Raw genomic sequence first — 18306 nt, forward strand, 5'->3', positions numbered from 1 at the left:
CTGCCGGCAACCCCAGGAAACCGCCCCGTCCATGCTCTCCCCTACCCTTCGTGACGACCCTGCCGCCCTGACCCGCGCCGTCAAACAATGGGCCCGGGAACTGGGTTTCCAGGGCGTAGGTATCGCCGGCGCCCATACCGCTGACCAGGCCGAACGGCTCGACCGCTGGCTGGCCGAAGGCCGGCATGCCGAGATGGCATTCATGGAGACCCACCGCGACCTGCGCCTTGCCCCTGAGCGCCTGCACCCGGGCACCACCCGTATTCTCTGCGTGCGCATGGACTACCTGCCCCCCGAGGTGGAGACGGTGCGGGTGCTGCAGCGCCCCGAACAGGCCTACATCTCCCGTTACGCGCTGGGACGGGATTACCACAAGGTGCTGCGCAAAAGGCTGGCACGGCTGGCCCGGCAGATTGAGGCCGCCGTCGGCCCCTTCAACAGCCGCCCTTTCGTGGACAGCGCGCCGGTACTGGAAAAGCCCCTGGCCCAGCAAGCAGGACTGGGTTGGCAGGGCAAGCACAGCCTGATTATCGACCGCAAAGCCGGCAGCTATTTCGTACTCGGCGAGCTGTTCACCGACCTGCCGTTGGAGGTGGACGCCCCCTACACCGACGACCACTGCCGGCGCTGCCAGGCATGCCTGGAGATCTGCCCGACCAATGCCTTCCCCCGCCCCTACGTACTGGATGCAGGGCGCTGCATCTCCTACCTGACCATCGAACACAAGGGCGCCATCCCGGAGCCGCTGCGGCCGTTGATTGGCAACCGGGTATTCGGCTGCGACGACTGCCAGTTGGTCTGCCCCTGGAACCGCTACAGCCACTTCTCCCAGGAAGCCGATTTCAGCCCCCGCCACGGCTTTGATCAGGCCAAGCTGACCGAGTTCTTCGCCTGGGATGAGGCCCGTTTTCTAAAACAGACCGAGGGCTCGCCGATCCGCCGCACCGGCTATACCGGCTGGCTGCGTAACCTGGCGGTGGGACTGGGTAACAGTGCCGGGGGAGAAGAAGTGGAGTCGGCGCTCAAGGCCCGGGCGGATCACCCCAGCGAACTGGTTCGCGAGCATGTCCGCTGGGCCCTTGCGCGGCTGGCCGAGAAATCCGGTCCCAGCCCGCTGCCGCTGGTCGAGTTACAGCCGCGCAAGGTGCGTCACCTGCGCTGAACAGCCTCAGAGGCTGAAAAAGTGCTTACGGTAGTGGGCGAGCTCGGCCACCGAATCCTTGATGTCATCCATGGCCAGGTGGGCGCCGGACTTCTTGAACCCCTCGAGGGCAGCCGGTTTCCAGCGCCGGGCCAGCTCCTTGACGGTGCTCACATCCAGGTTTCGGTAGTGGAAAAAGGCCTCGAGCTCGGGCATGTAACGGTAGAGAAAGCGCCGGTCCTGGCAGATGCTGTTACCGCACATGGGGGAGGCGCCCGCGTCCAGGTGCTGACGCAGGAACGCCAAGGTCTGCTGCTCGGCCTCGGCCTCCCTGATACGGCTCTCACGCACCCGCTGGGTCAGCCCCGACTGGCCGTGCTGACGGGTGCACCATTCATCCATCCCCTCGAGCACGGCATCGCTCTGGTGCACCGCGAGGGTCGGCCCCTCGGCGATCAGGTTGAGGTCGGCGTCGGTGACCAGGGTGGCGATTTCGATGATGCGGTCGCTGTCCGGATCCAGTCCGGTCATCTCCAGGTCGATCCAGATAAGGTTGTCTTGGCGCGCCATAAGGCCCTCTGTAACTGAATGAAAGTGTGCTATGTTTAGCCCTTTCCCGTGTATTGATCAACCCCGCCCCGCCACTCAGCACCCGTTTCCCTATGGCCAAACGCAAACTCACCCGCCGCCAGAGCTGGCGGGTCAAGAAAATTCAAGAAGAACGCGCAGCCCGGGCCCAACGCAAAAACCGTGATATCGACCAGAAGCTGGACTCCGGCGCCCTCGGGCCGGAACAGGCCGGGCTGATCATCTCCCACTTTGGCCGCCAGGTAGACGTGGAAGCCATGGAAGGGCGTCAGCAAGGCACCATTCGCCGCTGCCACATGCGCGCCAATCTGGGCGCCCTGGTGACCGGCGACCGGGTAATCTGGCGTGACGGCGACCCCCTGGGGGTAATTGTCGCCCGCCAGGACCGCCACTCGCTGCTTTCACGCCCCAACAACCAGGGCGAGCTGCGCCCGGTGGCGGCCAATATCGACACCATCGTGATCACCCTGGCGCCGGAGCCGGTCCCCCACGCCAACTTGGTGGACCGCTACCTGGTGGCGGCCGAAGCGGTAGGCATCGAGCCGGTGATCCTGCTCAACAAAACCGACCTGCTGCACGCCGGCAACCGCCCCCAGATTGAGGCCATGCTGGACGAGTACCAGGCGCTGGGCTACCGCGTCCTGCATGCCTCTACCCTCGAAGAGCAGGGACTGGCCGAGCTCAAGGCCCACCTGGATCAGCGCATCAGCGTCTTCGTCGGTCAATCCGGGGTGGGCAAATCATCGCTTATCAACGCCCTGCTGCCCGGCGTCGACATTCGGGTAGGGGAGCTCTCCGAAGCCTCCCTTAAAGGCACGCACACCACCACCACCGCCCGCCTCTACCATTTTCCCGACGGGGGCGACCTGATTGACTCACCGGGGATCCGCGAGTTCGGCCTCTGGCACATTGATCACCAGACCCTGCTGGAGGGGTTTCGGGAGTTCCGCCCGCACCTGGGCCGGTGCCGGTTCCGCGATTGCCAGCACCAGCATGAGCCGGGCTGCGCCCTGAAAACGGCACTCGATGAGGGCCGTATCAGCGAACGCCGCATGGAGAGCTATCGCCACATCCTGACCACCCTCGAAACCAACACCACCTACTGAGCCGCCCCGCGGCGCTATGGAGCCCACCCAAGAGGGGATGCTATAGTCGGGGCCACGAAACAATCTGGCTAAAGATCAATACGATGGAGCGAGCTGCCGCCCCTTACGGCCTGCCCCAATGGGTCGAATACCTCAGTGACCGGCCCTTGCCGGTGCTGGCACCGACACTGCAGGCGCTACGCGAACGCCTCAAAGACCCGGAGCTGTCGCTTAACCAGCTGGTACCCCTGGTGCAGCGGGACCCGGTGCTCAACCTGCACCTGGTGCGACAGGCCAACGCGCTTAACCGCAACAAGGAGACAGGGGTCAACACCGCCGACCTGACCCTCTCCACCCTGGGACTGGATCACCTCAAGACCCTCTGCGAAACGCTGCCGGTAATGCAGTTCAACGCCGCCAGCGTTCCCCACAAGCAGTATGCCCACGCCCTCGGTAACAGCTATCACGCCTGGGTGCAGGCAGGCGCCCTCTGCCGCTTCACCAGCCCGTCGGTCATTGCCGATACCCGCACCGCCGCGCTCTTCTACGGGGTGGGCCACTGGGCCCTCTGGCGCTATGCCCCGTTACAGATGAGTGCCATCAAAGCCCGGATTTACGAGGCGCAGGAGGACATGGTTCTGGCCGAGGACGACATTCTCGGCTGCACCATTCAACAGATTTCAGAAGCGCTGGTGCGGGCCTGGGGAGTGTCGGAGCTGGCCGTCGAAGCACTACGCCACGCCACCTCGCCGGACGCCGATATGCTCGCCCTGCTCCACCGCCACGCCGAGGCGGGCGACGAGATGGATGAACCCGAGCTGCGGGCCATCAAGCAGCTACTCAACGCCCCCTTTTACCCGGTCAAACTGGCCAACTGGCTGGCCCTGACCGTACCCTACGGCTGGCAGGAGCCCAAGGCACTGAGGCTGCAGGCGATTATCGCCGACTTCCTGCACGCTCCCCTGGACACGGTGATCAGCGACCTGCACAGCCGCTGCGCCCAGGCCTCCCGCGAACACCGGATCGACGGGGTGATGACGCCGGCGGCACAGCTGCTGCTGCTGCCCTCGGAGCTGGTGCTCAACTACCGCCTGAGCCCCTCTGGCGGTCGTCCCCGGGTGCGGGGCATGGAACGGCTCTCGACGCTGAGGGCCGAGCAGGCCGCCCGCCATCCCGCGCCGGCGGCCTCGCAGGAACCACCGTTGACGGCGCCTGCGGATCCCCAACTGTTCCGCCGCATCACCGATGCCCTGGCCGCGGCGGAACGCGCGGACGCCAGCGCTGAAAGCGTCTACCAGGACCTGTTGAGCGGCCTGCACCAGGGCCTCGGGCTGAGCCGGGTCAGCCTGATGGAGGTCACCGCCGGCCTTGAGCTGCGCCCCCTCTGCCAGGCGGGCATGCTGCCCGACGCTCCCCTGGCCCGCTTCACCTTCAACCTTGAGATTCCCAGCCTGTTCAAACAGTTGTCCCGCAAGCCTTCCCTGATATGGGTGGGCAGCCACAACCAGGCACAGCTCTGGCCGCAACTCCCCGAACGCTTTAAGCGGATCTGCCACCCCCGCAGCTTTGTGCTGATCTCCCTGTTCCGCAAGGGAAAGCCCCAGGCTTATCTTTACGGTGACGCGGGTCCCGAGGCCAGCCTCAGCGGCAAACAGGTGCTCGACTTCAAGGAGATCTGCAGCGCCGCCAACCGCGCCCTTAACCAGCTAACCCCCTGAGGTAAATCGATGAATCTCCCCCTGCTGCTGACACCGGAACAGCTCGCCGCCCACCTTGGGGACGACAACCTGCTGATCCTGGACCTGAGCGCACCGCAGCGCTACGCCGAGGGCCACGTCCCCGGCGCCGTCAACCTCGATCCCCAGCGCCTGCTGCGGGGCACCCCGCCGGTACCCAACCTGCTGCCCACCGAGACCCAGCTGAGCGACCTGTTCAGTGAACTCGGCCTAACCCCGGACACCCACGTGGTGGCCTATGACGACCAGATGGGCCCCTGGGCCGGGCGCCTGATCTGGACCCTGGACGTGGTGGGCCACCACCGGGCCAGCGTGCTCGACGGCCAGTTGCCCGCCTGGGAGTCGGCGGGCCAGCCCCTGGAGACCGTCCCCAACTTTACTGAACCTCAGCCTTTTCAGGCCCGGATCGACCCGGATCTGGTGGCCGACAAGGCCTACCTGCTGGCGCACCTCGACGCCCCCCAGGTCAAGGTCTGGGACGCCCGCTCCGCAGAAGAGTACCGGGGGGAAAAGCGCGTCAACGCCCACAAGGCCGGCCACATTCCCGGCGCCATCCACCTGGAGTGGACGGACACCCTGGTCGGGACGACAGACTGGCGTCTCAAGGGGCCCCAGGCCCTGGCGGAGCTGCTCGCCTCCCGCGGCCTGCACCCGGACCAGGAGCTGGTGATGCACTGCCAGACGCACCGCCGCTCAGGGCTCACCTACCTGGCCGCCAAGTCCCTCGGCTACCCGCGCCTTCGATGCTATGATGGCTCCTGGTTTGAATGGGGCAACGCCCCCGACACCCCCGTAGCCACTGACGAGTAAACACCTTCGTGAACAAAGCCCGCCTCTTCGCCGCCCTGCAGTACCTGGTTCCCCAGCACCTCCTGTCCCGCGCGGTCGGTTACCTCGCCGACTGCCGCATCGGTTGGGTCAAGAACAGTTTTATCCGCATCTTCAGCCGTTTTTACCCGATCAACCTGGCCGAGGCGCAGGAAGAGAACCCCCGCGCGTACCCCAGCTTCAATGCCTTTTTCACCCGCGCCCTCAAGCCCGACGCCCGCCCCATCGCCGCCGACCCCCGCCAGCTGGCCTGCCCGGTGGACGGCACGGTAAGCCAACTCGGGCGCATCGACTACGGCCGCCTGTTTCAGGCCAAGGGCCACAGCTACAGCCTGACCACCCTGCTCGGCGGTGACAGCGACCGCGCCCGCCCGTTTCTTGATGGCAGCTTCGCCTGCATCTACCTCTCGCCCCAGGACTACCACCGTGTGCACATGCCCCTGGACGGGTGCCTGCGGGAAACGGTCTATGTCCCCGGGGATCTGTTCTCGGTGAACCAGGCCACGGTAGGCGAGGTGCCCAACCTGTTTGCCCGCAACGAGCGCCTGGTGGCCATCTTCGATACCGCGGCCGGCCCCATGGCCATGGTGCTGGTCGGGGCGATGATCGTCGCCGGCATCGAAACGGTCTGGTCCGGGCAGGAGGCGCCCCGTCGCCGCAGTATTCAGCGCACCGGTTACCTGCCCGAGGAGAAATCCCCCGTGGTGGTTCCAAAGGGGGCAGAGATGGGGCGCTTCAAGCTGGGCTCCACGGTGATCCTGCTGTTTGGCAAGGACGCGGTGGAGTGGCTGGACGAGTTCAAGGCCGGCACCCGTACCCGGCTCGGCACCCCCCTGGGAACCCTGGTTGAATCCCCCTGATTCCGCCCCCATAGTAATCCCAGCACGCCTATCGGATATCAGTTAAGGAACCGTTATGAGCCGCCAACAGTGGACCGACTTTCTTCAGCAGCAGGGCATCGAGCTGGACCCGGAAGCCAACGCCGTGATTGGCGCTGAGTGCGCAGCAGAACCCCAGGTGGTGCCCCTGCTCGAACGGGGCGCCCTGAGCCTGCAAGGCCCCCAGGCAGAACAGTTTCTGCAGGGGCAGGTCACCTGTGACCTGAACCGGCTCAGTACCGAACAGAGCCTGCTGGGCGCTAACTGCACCCCCAAGGGCAACGTGGTGAGCGCCTTCCGCCTGCTCAAGATGGAAGAGGAATCGCTCCGGCTCCTGCTGCCCCGCGCCATTCTGGAGCCCGCCCTCGCCAACCTGAAGAAGTACATCATCTTTTCCAAGGCAGAGCTGACCGACGCCAGTGACGCTTGGGTGGGCGTTGGCCTGCAGGGCGCAGGCGCACCCGCCCTTGTGGAAGCCCTGATGGGGTCCACTCCCCAGGCGGAGGGTACCCAAGTGAAGCAGGATGAACTGGTGGCGGTGCGCGTACCCGGGGATCGCTTTGAAATCTGGGGGCCGGTGGCAGCCATGACCAGCCGCTGGCCGCAGATCGCCGAAGGCGCATCCGTAGCCCCTTCACGCGCCTGGCAGCGTACGGAACTGGCGGCGGGATTGCCGCAACTGGATGCCCAGAGCGTTGAAGCCTACCTCCCCCACATGCTCAACCTGCAGGCACTGGATGCCATCAGCTTTGAGAAGGGGTGCTATACCGGGCAGGAGGTCGTGGCCCGCATGCAGCACCGGGGCAAGTTGAAGAAGCTTCTCTACCGGGGCCGGGTGCAAACCGCCAACGCACCCGAGACGGGCGAAGGGCTGCATACGCCGCAGCGCCGCAGCGTCGGCAAGGTGCTCGCCAGCGTCCCGCTCCCCGAGGGCGGTTACGAGATCCAGGCCATCATCAACAAGGGCGCCGCCGACGAGGACGAACTGCGCCTGGGTGATCAGGATGGCCCCGCTGTCACCCTGCTGGCGCTGCCCTACCCGATCGATCCGGCCCTGTTCGAACGTCCCAGCCGCTGAACCGCGTTGACTCGCGGCCCCACTATCTTCCTAGCTATACTGTTGACGGGTGGCGACTGAGCGGAACAAACGCTGTTGCCCGCACCGACAGGCGGCGCTCCGAGGGGCGCCTTTTGCGTTTCAACGATAAAGGGAGGGGAGCGACCATGTCTCAATTCGGCTCAGTCCCCCATGTCGGGGCGCAGGACCCGGAGCTGCAGAATTCGCCGATTACCGACGAGGTCGACGAAGAGTACGAGGTGATCCGCCAGGAGGTCGCCGAGGCCCCCGCCTGCTATTTCAACGATGTCGCCTACCCCGCCGGCAGCTACGTTCGGGACGGCACCAGCCTGCTGATCTGTGATAAGGGCGTCTGGGTCAACCTGGGCAGCGGCGACCCGGACAACCCCTGATCAAGAATTCCCCTGTGCCGCGGGACCGTAGTGACGGGCCACCCGCGGCTGCAGCTCGGCATGCACCCCCGGCCAGCCACAGACCAGTACCCGGTCGCTAAACATATCGTATGGCAGGCCGGCAGCATTGCTGACGACGCACCCCTGCTGCTTCAGAAACAACAGGGCCGCGGCCACGTCGTAGGGCTGCAGGTCGCTTTCCCAGAAGCCTTGCAGGTCTCCGGCCGCCACGTAGCTGAGGTCGAGGGCGGCCGACCCCAGGCGACGAATGCCCCGGCAGCGGTAGAGCACATCCTGGGCACAGGGAAAAAAGCTCCCCGCCAGGTCCGGGGAACGGTAAGGAAAGCCGGTGCCCAGCAGCGCCTGGGCCAACGGCAGGTCCGGATCCACGGGAACCACAGGCCTGCCGTTACGGGTCAAAAGTTCCCCTTCGGCAGCGGCAAAGCACTCGCCGCTGGCGGGGCGGAACACCACCCCCAGGCGCGGCTCGCCCGCCACCACCAGCGCCACCGAAATGGAGAACTGCTCCAGCCCGCTCAGGTAGTTGGTGGTGCCATCCAGTGGATCTATCACCCAAACAAGACGCTGGTCGCCCTGGCGACCGGTCTCTTCACCGAAGATGCCCGCCTCGGGCAATAGGGCGCGCAGCCCCTCAACCAGCTGCCGCTCGCTGTTCAGATCCACGTCCGAAACCAGCTCGCGCGCCTGCTTCTGCTTCCCGCTCCCCGCGGGCACCTTGCGGAACCGGCTCATCTGGTAGTCGCCCACCGCGCGCACCAGGCTCACCACGCCGGGCAGCAAAGCGGCCTCCTGGGGAATGCTCATTTGGCTTTCTTCTGCGCCTTCTGTTCGCTGATCATCAGGTCCAGCGCCTTGAGCAGGTCCACCGAGGAGAGCATGCCCACCAGCTCCTCCTCCTTGTTCAGCACCGGCAGGGCGCCGAAGCGGTGCTCCATCAGCACCTTGGTGGCCTTGGCGATGGTGTCGTAGGTATGGGCCACCATCACGTTGCTGGTCATCAGATCCTTCACTTCCAGGTTGTCGTCCAGATTGTAGATATGGGAGAGGTCCGGCGCCTCATCCACCCACTCCGGGCGGCGCAGATCCCGGTCGCTGATAATTCCCACCAGCTTGCGATCCGCATCCACCACCGGCAGGTGACGCACCTCGTTCTCCCGCATGCGGAAAAAGGTCTGGCGGATGCCGTCATTGGGCTGGGCGGTCATCACCTTTGAGGTCATAAAGTTACTGACTTTCAGGGGCATCGTTTACTCCATCAATTCTCTTACGTGTCGAGGGTGAAAGTGTACTGGTCCGGGAAAGGCTGCGCCATTGCCCCGGGTCAGCGAAACGGCCGGAAACAGCCGCGCCGACCCGACCAAAGAAGCCCTTGCATTCCCTTATGGGTGGCTTAAGCTGCCCCTTCCCTATCTGCATCGAGACACGGACCATGAGCAATATCGCCGCCATTGAGAAACGCCTGCTGGGAAGCGCCGAGCGGCTGGCCGGGCGGGAAAACGTGAAACTGACCGGCGAGGGGCTGGACGCCCTCAAACCCATCATTCGCGGGGGTTGCCTGAAGCTGGATGTGATGGGCATGGCAGACGACGAATCCCGGGTCGACGCCGCCGAGTCCAACCTGGGAAGCTTTATTCGCGGCGTCGCCAAGGACGTCAAGGAGCGCGGCGCCTATAAAATCGACGCCGACGACCTCAACCGGGGCCTTTCTCGCGGCTCCATCTGGCCCTTTTCGTAAACACTCAGGGGGCCAGGAATTTACGCAGCAAGCGGTTTTCGCCGTCGAAGATAAACTTACCCACGTCGTAACGCAGGATGCTCTTACCGTCCCCGAGGGTGAACGGCGTGTTGGCGCCGAGCAGCTCGACAACTTGATCACGGGTGGTTTCTCCCACCGTCAACGCCTCCAACTGCGCGGCGGTAACCGGTTTGGCTTCGGCCACCTTCGACAGGTTGTGCTGAACCACCGGGGTCTTTTTCACCGCTTCCTGGCCCGCACTCGGCGGGGCCGACGCGGTACTGCCAGCCCCGGCTTCGGCCTGGGGCCGGACTTCACTGCCGCCACAGCCCGACAGGGCCACCATCACTACCGCCATCACACCTGCAAAATAACGCACGGTTCAACTCCTTGAAGCACTGAAGGCAGCATTATACCAAGGGTACGGCCGCTGAATAGCCGCGCCGCTGCGGCAAAGATTGTTATTGAGCCTGGGGAACAAAATCGCTACCTTTTTGACACAGTTACTTATTCTTCGCGGTTTTACAGAGATCCCCGATGCGCCCGACCCTTTTCAGCCTTTTCCTGGCCCTGCTGCCCGCCATGCCGCTGCAGGCCGACACCACGCTTGACCTAGTCTACTCCGGCAACCTCGACGGCGAGCTCGAGCCCTGCGGCTGCAGCCTGGACACGGACTACGGTGGCATTCAGCGCCGCGCCTCCTACCTCGACCAGCAGCGTGAAGAGACGCCGGAGCTGGTGCTGCTCTCCTCGGGCGGCCTGTTCTCGCCGGAGATGGGCAGCGATCAGATCCGCAACCGCTTTATTCTCACCGGCCTGAACCAGCTCAATTACGACGCCATCGGTATTCAATGGGCGGACCTTGGCCACGGGGCGGACTTTCTCAAGCAGGTGGAGATTCCCTTCGTGGCTGCCAACTGGAGAGGCGGGGAGTTTCCCCCGGCACAGCGCTTTGAGCGCAGCGGCGTCGCGATCTACTTTACCCAGTGGCTCGACCCTGAAAGCTCGCCTTACCAGGGCAGCATGGCGGAAATCTCACCCATTCACCAAGACACCGCGGCCCTGGACGCCGCCCTCAAGAGCGCCGACGACGAGGGGGCGCTGACGGTGCTCGGCACCCCCCTGACAGCGGAAGCAGCCCGCTCGAGCCTGCCCCTTGAGCACGTGGACATCCTGCTGGTTGAGTCCGCCTACGAGCAGTTTGGCGAGCCCCGGGAAGAACAGGGTACGCTGATCTTGCAACCGGGCTCCCGCGGCCAGCGCCTGGGCCGCCTGCAGCTCACCCTGAGCGAAGACGGAGAGGTGAAAACCTGGAACCACAGCGTGGTGGAGCTGCCCGACAGCGTGCCCGATGCGCCGCGCCTGGACAACTGGTACGCCGCCTATAACGACGCCCTACGCGAGGACTACCTGGAGCGGGTGGCGCTGCGCAAGCAGCTGGCCAGCGGCGAATCCCCCTACCTGGGCGCCGCGCAGTGTAAAACCTGCCACCAGGCCCAGCACGAACGCTGGCAAGCCAGTGAGCACGCCAAGGCGTTTGAAGACCTGGAGAAAGTCGGCAAAGCCTTTGACAGCCACTGCGTGGGCTGCCACGTGGTGGGTTATGACAAGCCCGGCGGCTACCTGGACCTATCCATGAGCGGCCACCTGACGGCTGTGCAGTGTGAGAACTGTCACGGCGGCGCCCGCGAACACGCCCAGAGCGGGGGCCAGCAGCCCACCCCCAACAAGGGACAACCGAAAGAGGCGATCTGCGGCCAGTGCCACGTCAAGGACCACAGCCCCAGCTTCGACGTGGACATTTACTGGCCCAAGATTGCCCACCCCCTGGCAGGCGCGGAGTCCTAGGGCCGGGCCAGGCGCACCACCTTGAAGCCGTCCTGGTCTGACAAGCACTCCACTTCGCCGAACAGGGCGGCGCTTTTACGCTCCAGCGGAATAAAACGGTTAACCACGAACAGCGCCTGCCCGCCTGGCGCCAGCAGCCGTTTGGCTGCGTCGATGAAGCGGTCGGTCAACGAACTATCCACGCCGAACCCCTGGTGAAAGGGCGGGTTGCAGACCACCAGGTCGAAAGCGCCCCTCACCCCTTGGGCGCAGTTAGCCGCCACCACCTCGCCGCCAATGGCAAAGCGCTCGAAATTGCGGCGGCAAGCCTCGATGGCGGCCGCATTGTTGTCGGTGGCAATCACCTCGCCCGCGCCGGCCTTCCAGACATGTGCCGACAGATAACCGTAGCCGCAGCCCAGATCCAACGCCCGTGGCGCCGCCCCGGACAGGCGGGCATAGACCTGAGGCAGATGCTCGGCCAACAGGGCACTGCCGGCATCGATCTTGTCCCAGCCGAACAGCCCCGGTTTGCTGTCAAACTGCCAGGAAGCCTCACCGATGCTTCGCAGTCGGGTGTAATCCCGGTCATCTAATGGTTCGCCCGCCGCCAGCGGGGACACCAGGCAACCCGAGAAAAGTCCCTTACCCTCCTTGTGGAGCACCCCGTCGCCAAACAGCTGCCGGGCCTTGTCAAAGTAGGTCCGGGTCCCTTCATTTTTGGCGCCCACCAGCCATAACGAGCCCTCTTCGGCTAGCGTGGCGCGGGCCTGGTTGATGACATGGTGAACCACCGGTTTCTCTTTCGACACCCGGTAGTAGATGCGATCCACCCCCGCCCCCTGCCAGGGAGAGAAATCGAAATCGCTGAAGCGGGCCGACCAGCCGGCGGCTGTCATCCGCTCATACACATCCCAGCGGTTGGTCAGCACCTCGACGCCCGGTACGGGCGGCAGAGCCGCCGCCCCGGCTGCGGGGTTTTCATCGAGCACCCAGAGCCCCCGTCGGCTGTGCTGGTTCAACAGCCGTTGCACGATCACCTCGCATCTATCCGCGGTTTGAGCCAAAACTGTTCACCTCTTGTTCAGTCAGGGGACGGTATTCGCCGGGTTTCAGGGCGGGATCTAGGCTCAGCGTCCCGATCCGGTCACGGTGCAGGGCCACCACCCGGTTGCCGAGCGCGGCAAACATGCGCTTGACCTGGTGGTAACGCCCCTCGCTGATACTGACCAGGGCGTGGCGGTTATCAACCCGCTCCAGCGTCGCCGGACGGGTTGGCTTGGGGTCGTTGCGCAGCAGCAGGCCGGCCGCAAAGCGCGCCTCGGCATCGGCCACCAGGGGTTCGGCAAGCGTCACCCGGTAGCGCTTGGTGCACTGGCGCCGCGGCGCGGTGACCCGGTGGGTCCAGTCACCATCGTCGCTTAACAGCACCAGTCCGGTGGTATCCCGGTCCAACCGGCCAGCCGGGTGCAGGCCCTCGCGCAGCGCCGGCGGCAGCAGATCCAGCACCGTCATGTGCTCCCCATCGCGGGTGGCGCTGACGACCCCCGCCGGCTTGTTAAGCATCAGGTAAAGGGGCTTACGCAGGCACAGCACTTCACCCTCCAAGGCCACCTTCGCGTTGGGGGTGACCGCAAAAGCGGCGTCACGCACCCGCTCGCCATCCACCGTCACGCGTCCGCCCACAATCGCCTTGCGGGCCTGGGAACGGCTGAGAGAGGTCCCCTGGCTGACAAACCGATCCAGCCGTTGGGAGGCCTTGTGGCCAGATTTGGCAGCCATCAGGCGACCTGCCTCTGGCGGCGCCCCATCCACACCCCCAGCCCCAGCAGGTAAAGGGTGGCGACGGCGAAGGCGACCGCGGTGCCCCAGCCCACGCCCAGGGCAGGATAACTCTGGGTCACGGTCACCACGTAGCACATCAGGGCGCCCAGCCCCAGGGGGTAATTCTTGATAACCGTGTAAACCGGGCCTCGCCCGTAGCTGTAATGAAGCACCAGCAGAAAGGGAAACAGCGTAATGGGAAAGGCCGAGAGAAGACCGGACCAGGCCGGCCCGATCAAGTGGGCCAACGCGGTAATCAGGATGACGGTGGCCGCCGCCATCAACGCCCGCAACAGCAGGACACCGTAACTCAGCTGAACCCGCTGCTCGATGCGCAGGTTGGGAATGGCGCGAAACAGCCGGTAGAACAGCAGGATCATCAGCAGCGTCATCACGACGCCCCCGGCAAGCCCCAGGTTCAACGGGCGCAGGATAAAGGCCGCCGCGGCGAAGCCGGCAATCGCCGAGCAGGCTCCCAGCAGCAGGTGCCCCCGCTCCCAGGAACGGGAGCCCAGGTAGTAGCAGTAGACCAGCACCAGACTGGCGCTGAATCCGAGTAGCGTGTGGCGGGCGGCGGTGGCGGCAAAAGCGGCGCCCTGCTCGATACCGATAAACCCAAGGGCAATGGCGCTCCCCAACGGGTAGCCGGAGAGAACACCCGCGACCCGGGCGCTGACATGTTCGGCCACCAGAGCCAACCCCAACACGGCGCCCACCGACACGACCAGTTTCCATATGAGCAGGCTTTCCACCGGCGCTCTCCTGACACTTCAAGGAGCGGCATCATAGCAGCCGCAACCGGCGGGGTTAAGACGTCGGAAAGAGCTAGCCGTCCTGGCCGCCAAAGTACTCCCGGGTGCCATGGGCGGTCACCGCTTCACCGATGCGTCGCAGGGCCACGGAATAGGCGGCGCCGCGCAGCGTCCGCGCTTCTGTCTGACTCAGGTGCCAGACCCGGTCAAACGCCTCGCCCATTTGAGTCTCCAGACGCTCGCGCACCTGCTCCAGGCTCCAGGGGTAGCCGGTTCGGTTCTGGACCCACTCGAAGTAACTCACCGTCACCCCCCCGGCGTTGGCCAGCACATCCGGCACCACGGTGATGCCCTGCTCGTCGAGCCAGTGCTCGGCCTCAGCCTCCACCGGACCGTTGGCCACCTCCACCAGGGTGGAAGCGCGTACCGATTCGACGTTACCGCTGTGGATAACGCCCTCCAGGGCCGCCGGAATCAGCAGGTCCACGTCCAGGGCCAGCAGTTCCTCGTTGGAGATCTCCTTGTGCTCAACCAGCTGGCAGACCGACTGTTCACAATAGACGGCCCGCACCTGCCGGGACTTCTGCTTCTCCTGCCACAGGCTCTCGATATCAAACCCCTGCTCGGAGTAAATCCCCCCTTTTGAGTCACTGATGGCCACCACCTTATACCCGTCCCGTGCCAACAACCGGGCCACGTGGTAGGCGGCATTACCAAAGCCCTGGACCGCCACCCGAATCTGATCGGGCTGCCACCCCTTGCGCTTAGCCAGTTCGCGGATACAGATATAGGCCCCGCGGCCAGTGGCCTCCTCCCGCCCCAGGCTGCCGCCGAGACGGACCGGCTTGCCGGTGATGACCCCTGGACTGCGAACGCGGCGGATCGCCTCGTACTCATCCATCATCCAGCCCATGATGCGGGCGTTGGTGTACACGTCCGGCGCCGGGATATCCACCTGGGGACCGATAAAATCCGCCATGGCCCGCACGTACGCGCGGGACAACCGCTCAAGCTCCATGGGCGAGAGCGCCTTGGGCTGCACCACCACCCCGCCCTTGGCGCCCCCAAATGGCAGCCCCACCAGCGCACACTTGAGCGTCATCCAGAGCGCCAGGGCCTTGACCTCCTCGTCGGTCACATCCGGATGAAAGCGGATGCCACCCTTGGTAGGCCCCAGCACATCGTTGTATTGGCAGCGATAGCCGGTGAAGTAATTGACGGAGCCGTCATCCATGCGCACCGGCAGCGAACAGGTCAGCACCTGGCGGGGACGGAGCAGGGACTCAATCACCTCAGCCTCGATGCCGGCGCTCTCCCCGATCTCCCGCACCCGGCAGAGCGCATCCTCATAGACGCCCGTATGGCCCTCGTCCATAACGCCTCCTTTCACACATTGTCAGGCACTCTAACTGCAACTGTAGACGCTGTCGCAACAGGTGCTCTAACGGGCCGAAGAACGCGATAACAACTAAGATTGCGGAACAAGAAGGCAGAGTAGCTCAGAGGGTGTCGTGCGCAGGCCCCGGGCGAGCGTCAGGTCGAGCGGTCAAGCCCACTGGGCGGGTTATTGGTAGCCATCAGGCGCAACTGGTCGATAACGAGCCGGCGGCCATTAAGGAAGCCCTCAATGTGTTCACAGCGGCCGGCTTCCAGCGAGCAACGTGAGTAGGCGCGGGATCGGAAATCCTCGACCCCGCGCTCAATCTCGGCAACCGAGAAGCGGTGCACCTCTGCCCGCCAGCAGAGGTAGGAAAAATCCCTCTCCAATTTCGCCAAGTACTCTTGCGTACACATTGGCAGTGTCCCTAAATTTTGCAGTGCCCCTAAAGAAAGTCACTTCAAGACCCCTCATTATGGCACAAAATGCAGCCTCCTCCTGGGGCCCGGCGAGACGCAACACCGCTCTTCCAATCCCCCCGACGACAGGCTAATATGAGGCCCCTGCGCTTACCGGGCGGCCGCAACGGCCAGAACCGCATGAATAACAGCGCATTACACAGCGGGTGTAGTTCAATGGTAGAACAGGAGCTTCCCAAGCTTCTAACGTGGGTTCGATTCCCATCACCCGCTCCACATCTCAAATCCTGATTTTCCCACCCGCCTGCTGTTTGCACCCTTAAATCACTTCAAATTTCCCCCGCGAAGATCAATAGACGCTAAAGTACTCTGATTCAGATCAATTCTCTCTCGCCTTTTGTTGTACCTTGGCAAGGTCCTGCCGATAATTAGGAGGCGTCCGCCTATAGCTAGGGGCGCTAGGAGAAGCGTTATGACCGATTTTCGCCGTCACCCCCGTATCAACACTGACATCACCGTCGAGCTGCGCAGTGAAGCAGGCGAAACCTGCCGCTCGGTAATTCGCAACCTCTCCCCCGGCGGGCTCATGGTGAACGGAGATCCGAGCTTAAAAGAGACGGTCTGCGGACCGCAGGAGCGGGATCCGCTGGTCCACCCGGTGGAAGTCAATGTCAGGTTTCAACTGCCGAACGAGACCGTCCCCTTTCGCGCCCGTTGCCGGCTGGTCTTCGTGCGCCGGCTCTCACAGTTCGAGTTCAACCTGGGTCTGCGATTTATCGACGTAACGGCCCAGCAGTCCGAGCAGATCCGTCGCTACATCTACCAGGACATGCAGCAGTTCAACCCGGCACCGCAACTGGCCGCCGAGCGCTGAGCAACGGTGCCGGCAGCCCAACTCCCTCCCTTTGATCGGCTGGCCGGCCGGTTCGCCCGTAATATCTACGACACCCCCAAGGGACAGCTGCGGCTGCAGCTGCTGAAAGACGACTTGGCGTCCGTACTGAAAGCCCCCGGCTTGCGCATTCTGGATGCCGGCGGGGGCCTGGGGCAGATGAGCCGCTGGGCAGCGGAGCTGGGCCACCGGGTAACCCTCTGCGACCACTCGCAAGCCATGCTGGAGCAGGCGGTGGCAGCTAACGAGGCGGCCGGACTCGGGGGGAAAATTCACATCGTGCGGCAACCGCTGGTCGAATTCTGCACCCAGTCCGAAGATAAATTCGACCTGGTTCTGTGCCATGCCGTGCTGGAGTGGGTGGAAAACGGCCCGGAACTAGTAGCTGCGCTGCAATCCGTTCTGGCACCGACCGGCACGTTATCCCTGATGTTCTACAACCGTCACTCTTTGGTGCTGCGTAACGCCCTGCGGGGAAACTTTCGCCGCGTCATGCAAGGCGACTGGGAGGGCAACACGGGAGGCTTGACCCCCGCCCACCCCAGGGAGCCGAAGGCGGTCTACCGCTGGCTGGAGGAGCTCGGACTCAGGGTCGATCAGGCGGCGGGGGTTCGTTGCTTCTACGACTATCTGCCACGCAAGGTCCAGCAGACCTACGCTTTCGACGACATCCTGGCGCTGGAGCGGGCCCACCGGCACCAAGCACCCTACCTGGAAATGGCCCGCTATATTCACCTGCTGGCGACACAAAGAGCACGCTGAGAAAGCCGCCTAAATAGCGCTCAGGCGTGACGCCCGGTGTCACGCCAGGTGGCGCACAGGTGAGCATAAGCGCCGAGCTTGTCGAGCACCGGGCGCAGCTCCTGCTCCCGAATCTGCCGCCCTTCGCACCGCTCCACCGCCTGGTGAAACAGATCATAGGCATGCTCATGGGAGACGGTCTGGCTCAGGCGCATCACTTCCCGAATGCTGGCGTCCTCCAGTTGAACCGTCTGGCAGATATCGAGTACCACGCAGCGCTTGCACTGGGGCGCGCCCGGCGAAACCTCTACCACGGGCACCCTGGCGCCGGCGAGGGAGCGGGGCTCCTCGGGCGCAGAGCTGAGCTCAGGGACAGCGCCGCGTTCGGGGACGAAGCGGGGCTTCTTGGGGGCCGGCGGCGCCTGCCGCCGATTGACGGTGCGCACGATCAGGATGCCGATGCCGAAAAACAGCAACAGCGGGCCGAAAACATAGCGCACCGGGTGACTGAGGTAATCAAAGATCAGTATTGCGACGAAAAGATATAAAAAAGGCTGCAGCTCGTAGATCACCGGACTCCAGTGGCGTTTGTGCAAGCGTTTGAGGGGGCGGCGAGAATTCTTACGCCGCCGCTCCGAGCGCATCACCCAGAACCAGGCGCCGAAAAAGAACAGGATCAGCCCGACCGGCGTCGCGGCGCCGTCAAATGCCAACAGGATGCCGGCACCCGCCGCCAGGTAAAGATAGGGAAGCGGCTCGTAAAGCGGTTTGGGAAGCATCGAGAGTCCTCGTTCTGTGTCTCTGCCTCTGTTTTGAGGCCCTGCACAACTGCACTTGGATCTTCCCTAACCCCGCTTTGCGCGCCCCCTGGCACGCCTTCGCTGTCAAAGTTACAGCACCGAAAGACCGGGGCCGGACAAGCTGGTCAATAATAACCCAGTATCAATTCAGTTTGTAAGCGTTTCATTATTATCGGCTATCGGTTACTTCG

21 protein-coding genes and 1 tRNA gene are annotated in these 18306 nt (G+C 64.2%); 12 read left to right on the top strand and 10 right to left on the bottom strand.

Translation table 11 applies throughout. The features are described 5' to 3' along the window. Positions 1 to 31: 31 nt before the first annotated feature. On the top strand, positions 32 to 1162 hold the full coding sequence (gene queG / locus JGZ97_RS10285) for a tRNA epoxyqueuosine(34) reductase QueG (protein ID WP_207062532.1): 1131 nt from the start codon (positions 32 to 34) through the stop codon (positions 1160 to 1162). Positions 1163 to 1168: 6 nt separating this feature from the next. Here queG and orn read toward each other — a convergent pair whose 3' ends face one another. Further along, positions 1169 to 1711, bottom strand: coding sequence for an oligoribonuclease (gene orn, locus JGZ97_RS10290; RefSeq protein ID WP_207062533.1), 543 nt, complete (start codon positions 1709 to 1711; stop codon positions 1169 to 1171). Positions 1712 to 1803: 92 nt separating this feature from the next. Here orn and rsgA point away from each other — a divergent pair, with 92 nt between their 5' ends. From rsgA to JGZ97_RS10320, 6 genes are all read left to right on the top strand, one after another. Continuing rightward, positions 1804 to 2835, top strand: a complete 1032-nt coding sequence (gene rsgA / locus JGZ97_RS10295) for a small ribosomal subunit biogenesis GTPase RsgA (RefSeq protein WP_207062534.1) — start codon at positions 1804 to 1806, stop codon at positions 2833 to 2835. A gap of 83 nt (positions 2836 to 2918) precedes the next feature. Then, positions 2919 to 4532, top strand: a complete 1614-nt coding sequence (locus JGZ97_RS10300) for an HDOD domain-containing protein (RefSeq protein WP_207062535.1) — start codon at positions 2919 to 2921, stop codon at positions 4530 to 4532. Between the two features lie 9 nt (positions 4533 to 4541). Further along, positions 4542 to 5360: a sulfurtransferase gene (locus JGZ97_RS10305; protein WP_207062536.1), complete on the top strand. Its 819-nt coding sequence runs from the start codon at positions 4542 to 4544 to the stop codon at positions 5358 to 5360. Positions 5361 to 5368: 8 nt separating this feature from the next. After that, the gene (asd, locus tag JGZ97_RS10310) at positions 5369 to 6238 is read left to right on the top strand and encodes an archaetidylserine decarboxylase (RefSeq protein WP_207062537.1); all 870 of its coding nucleotides are present in this window, start codon (positions 5369 to 5371) and stop codon (positions 6236 to 6238) included. Positions 6239 to 6293: 55 nt separating this feature from the next. Continuing rightward, entirely contained in the window at positions 6294 to 7334 is a 1041-nt protein-coding gene (locus JGZ97_RS10315) for a folate-binding protein YgfZ (protein WP_207062538.1), read from the top strand. A 146-nt stretch (positions 7335 to 7480) separates the two neighbouring features. Continuing rightward, complete coding sequence (locus JGZ97_RS10320) at positions 7481 to 7726, top strand: DUF1496 domain-containing protein (RefSeq protein ID WP_207062539.1); 246 nt, start codon at positions 7481 to 7483, stop codon at positions 7724 to 7726. Here the strand turns inward: JGZ97_RS10320 and JGZ97_RS10325 are convergent, their stop codons facing one another. Next, positions 7727 to 8551 (bottom strand): inositol monophosphatase, encoded by an 825-nt coding sequence (locus tag JGZ97_RS10325; protein WP_207062540.1) that lies wholly within the window; start codon positions 8549 to 8551, stop codon positions 7727 to 7729. Then, positions 8548 to 8991 carry an HPP family protein gene (locus JGZ97_RS10330; protein ID WP_207062541.1) on the bottom strand — a complete coding sequence of 148 codons (444 nt, stop codon included), beginning with the start codon at positions 8989 to 8991 and terminating at the stop codon, positions 8548 to 8550. Before JGZ97_RS10330 ends, JGZ97_RS10325 begins: the two co-directional genes overlap by 4 nt. Before the next feature lie 185 nt (positions 8992 to 9176). Between JGZ97_RS10330 and JGZ97_RS10335 the strand changes: the two genes are divergently transcribed. After that, positions 9177 to 9482, top strand: coding sequence for a hypothetical protein (locus tag JGZ97_RS10335; protein WP_207062542.1), 306 nt, complete (start codon positions 9177 to 9179; stop codon positions 9480 to 9482). A gap of 4 nt (positions 9483 to 9486) precedes the next feature. Here JGZ97_RS10335 and JGZ97_RS10340 read toward each other — a convergent pair whose 3' ends face one another. Beyond that, positions 9487 to 9861: a hypothetical protein gene (locus JGZ97_RS10340; RefSeq protein WP_207062543.1), complete on the bottom strand. Its 375-nt coding sequence runs from the start codon at positions 9859 to 9861 to the stop codon at positions 9487 to 9489. A 158-nt stretch (positions 9862 to 10019) separates the two neighbouring features. On the opposite strand from JGZ97_RS10340, the gene JGZ97_RS10345 reads away from it, so the two are divergent. Next, the gene (locus JGZ97_RS10345; protein ID WP_207062544.1) at positions 10020 to 11330 is read left to right on the top strand and encodes a multiheme c-type cytochrome; all 1311 of its coding nucleotides are present in this window, start codon (positions 10020 to 10022) and stop codon (positions 11328 to 11330) included. On the opposite strand, the gene JGZ97_RS10350 is transcribed toward JGZ97_RS10345, so the two are convergent. From JGZ97_RS10350 to JGZ97_RS10370, 5 genes are all read right to left on the bottom strand, one after another. Beyond that, positions 11327 to 12349, bottom strand: a complete 1023-nt coding sequence (locus tag JGZ97_RS10350; RefSeq protein ID WP_207062545.1) for a methyltransferase — start codon at positions 12347 to 12349, stop codon at positions 11327 to 11329. The two genes, JGZ97_RS10345 and JGZ97_RS10350, sit on opposite strands and share 4 nt — an antisense overlap. Positions 12350 to 12356: 7 nt before the next feature. Beyond that, positions 12357 to 13091 carry a 16S rRNA pseudouridine(516) synthase RsuA gene (gene rsuA, locus JGZ97_RS10355; protein ID WP_207062546.1) on the bottom strand — a complete coding sequence of 245 codons (735 nt, stop codon included), beginning with the start codon at positions 13089 to 13091 and terminating at the stop codon, positions 12357 to 12359. Next, positions 13091 to 13885: a hypothetical protein gene (locus JGZ97_RS10360; RefSeq protein WP_207062547.1), complete on the bottom strand. Its 795-nt coding sequence runs from the start codon at positions 13883 to 13885 to the stop codon at positions 13091 to 13093. The genes rsuA and JGZ97_RS10360 overlap by 1 nt, the downstream gene beginning before the upstream one ends. A 73-nt stretch (positions 13886 to 13958) precedes the next feature. Further along, the gene (locus JGZ97_RS10365; RefSeq protein ID WP_207062548.1) at positions 13959 to 15260 is read right to left on the bottom strand and encodes a Glu/Leu/Phe/Val dehydrogenase; all 1302 of its coding nucleotides are present in this window, start codon (positions 15258 to 15260) and stop codon (positions 13959 to 13961) included. Positions 15261 to 15418: 158 nt separating this feature from the next. Next, on the bottom strand, positions 15419 to 15679 hold the full coding sequence (locus JGZ97_RS10370) for a hypothetical protein (RefSeq protein WP_207062549.1): 261 nt from the start codon (positions 15677 to 15679) through the stop codon (positions 15419 to 15421). Positions 15680 to 15884: 205 nt separating this feature from the next. On the opposite strand from JGZ97_RS10370, the gene JGZ97_RS10375 reads away from it, so the two are divergent. From JGZ97_RS10375 to JGZ97_RS10385, 3 genes are all read left to right on the top strand, one after another. Next, positions 15885 to 15958, top strand: a tRNA-Gly gene (locus tag JGZ97_RS10375). 196 nt (positions 15959 to 16154) lie between these two features. Further along, entirely contained in the window at positions 16155 to 16556 is a 402-nt protein-coding gene (locus JGZ97_RS10380; protein ID WP_207062550.1) for a PilZ domain-containing protein, read from the top strand. A gap of 6 nt (positions 16557 to 16562) precedes the next feature. Beyond that, complete coding sequence (locus tag JGZ97_RS10385) at positions 16563 to 17336, top strand: methyltransferase domain-containing protein (protein WP_207062551.1); 774 nt, start codon at positions 16563 to 16565, stop codon at positions 17334 to 17336. 20 nt (positions 17337 to 17356) lie between these two features. On the opposite strand, the gene JGZ97_RS10390 is transcribed toward JGZ97_RS10385, so the two are convergent. Beyond that, positions 17357 to 18094: a hypothetical protein gene (locus tag JGZ97_RS10390; RefSeq protein ID WP_207062552.1), complete on the bottom strand. Its 738-nt coding sequence runs from the start codon at positions 18092 to 18094 to the stop codon at positions 17357 to 17359. Positions 18095 to 18306 lie beyond the last annotated feature (212 nt).

Source organism: Motiliproteus sp. SC1-56 (assembly GCF_017309075.1).
Taxonomy (GTDB): domain Bacteria; phylum Pseudomonadota; class Gammaproteobacteria; order Pseudomonadales; family Balneatricaceae; genus Motiliproteus.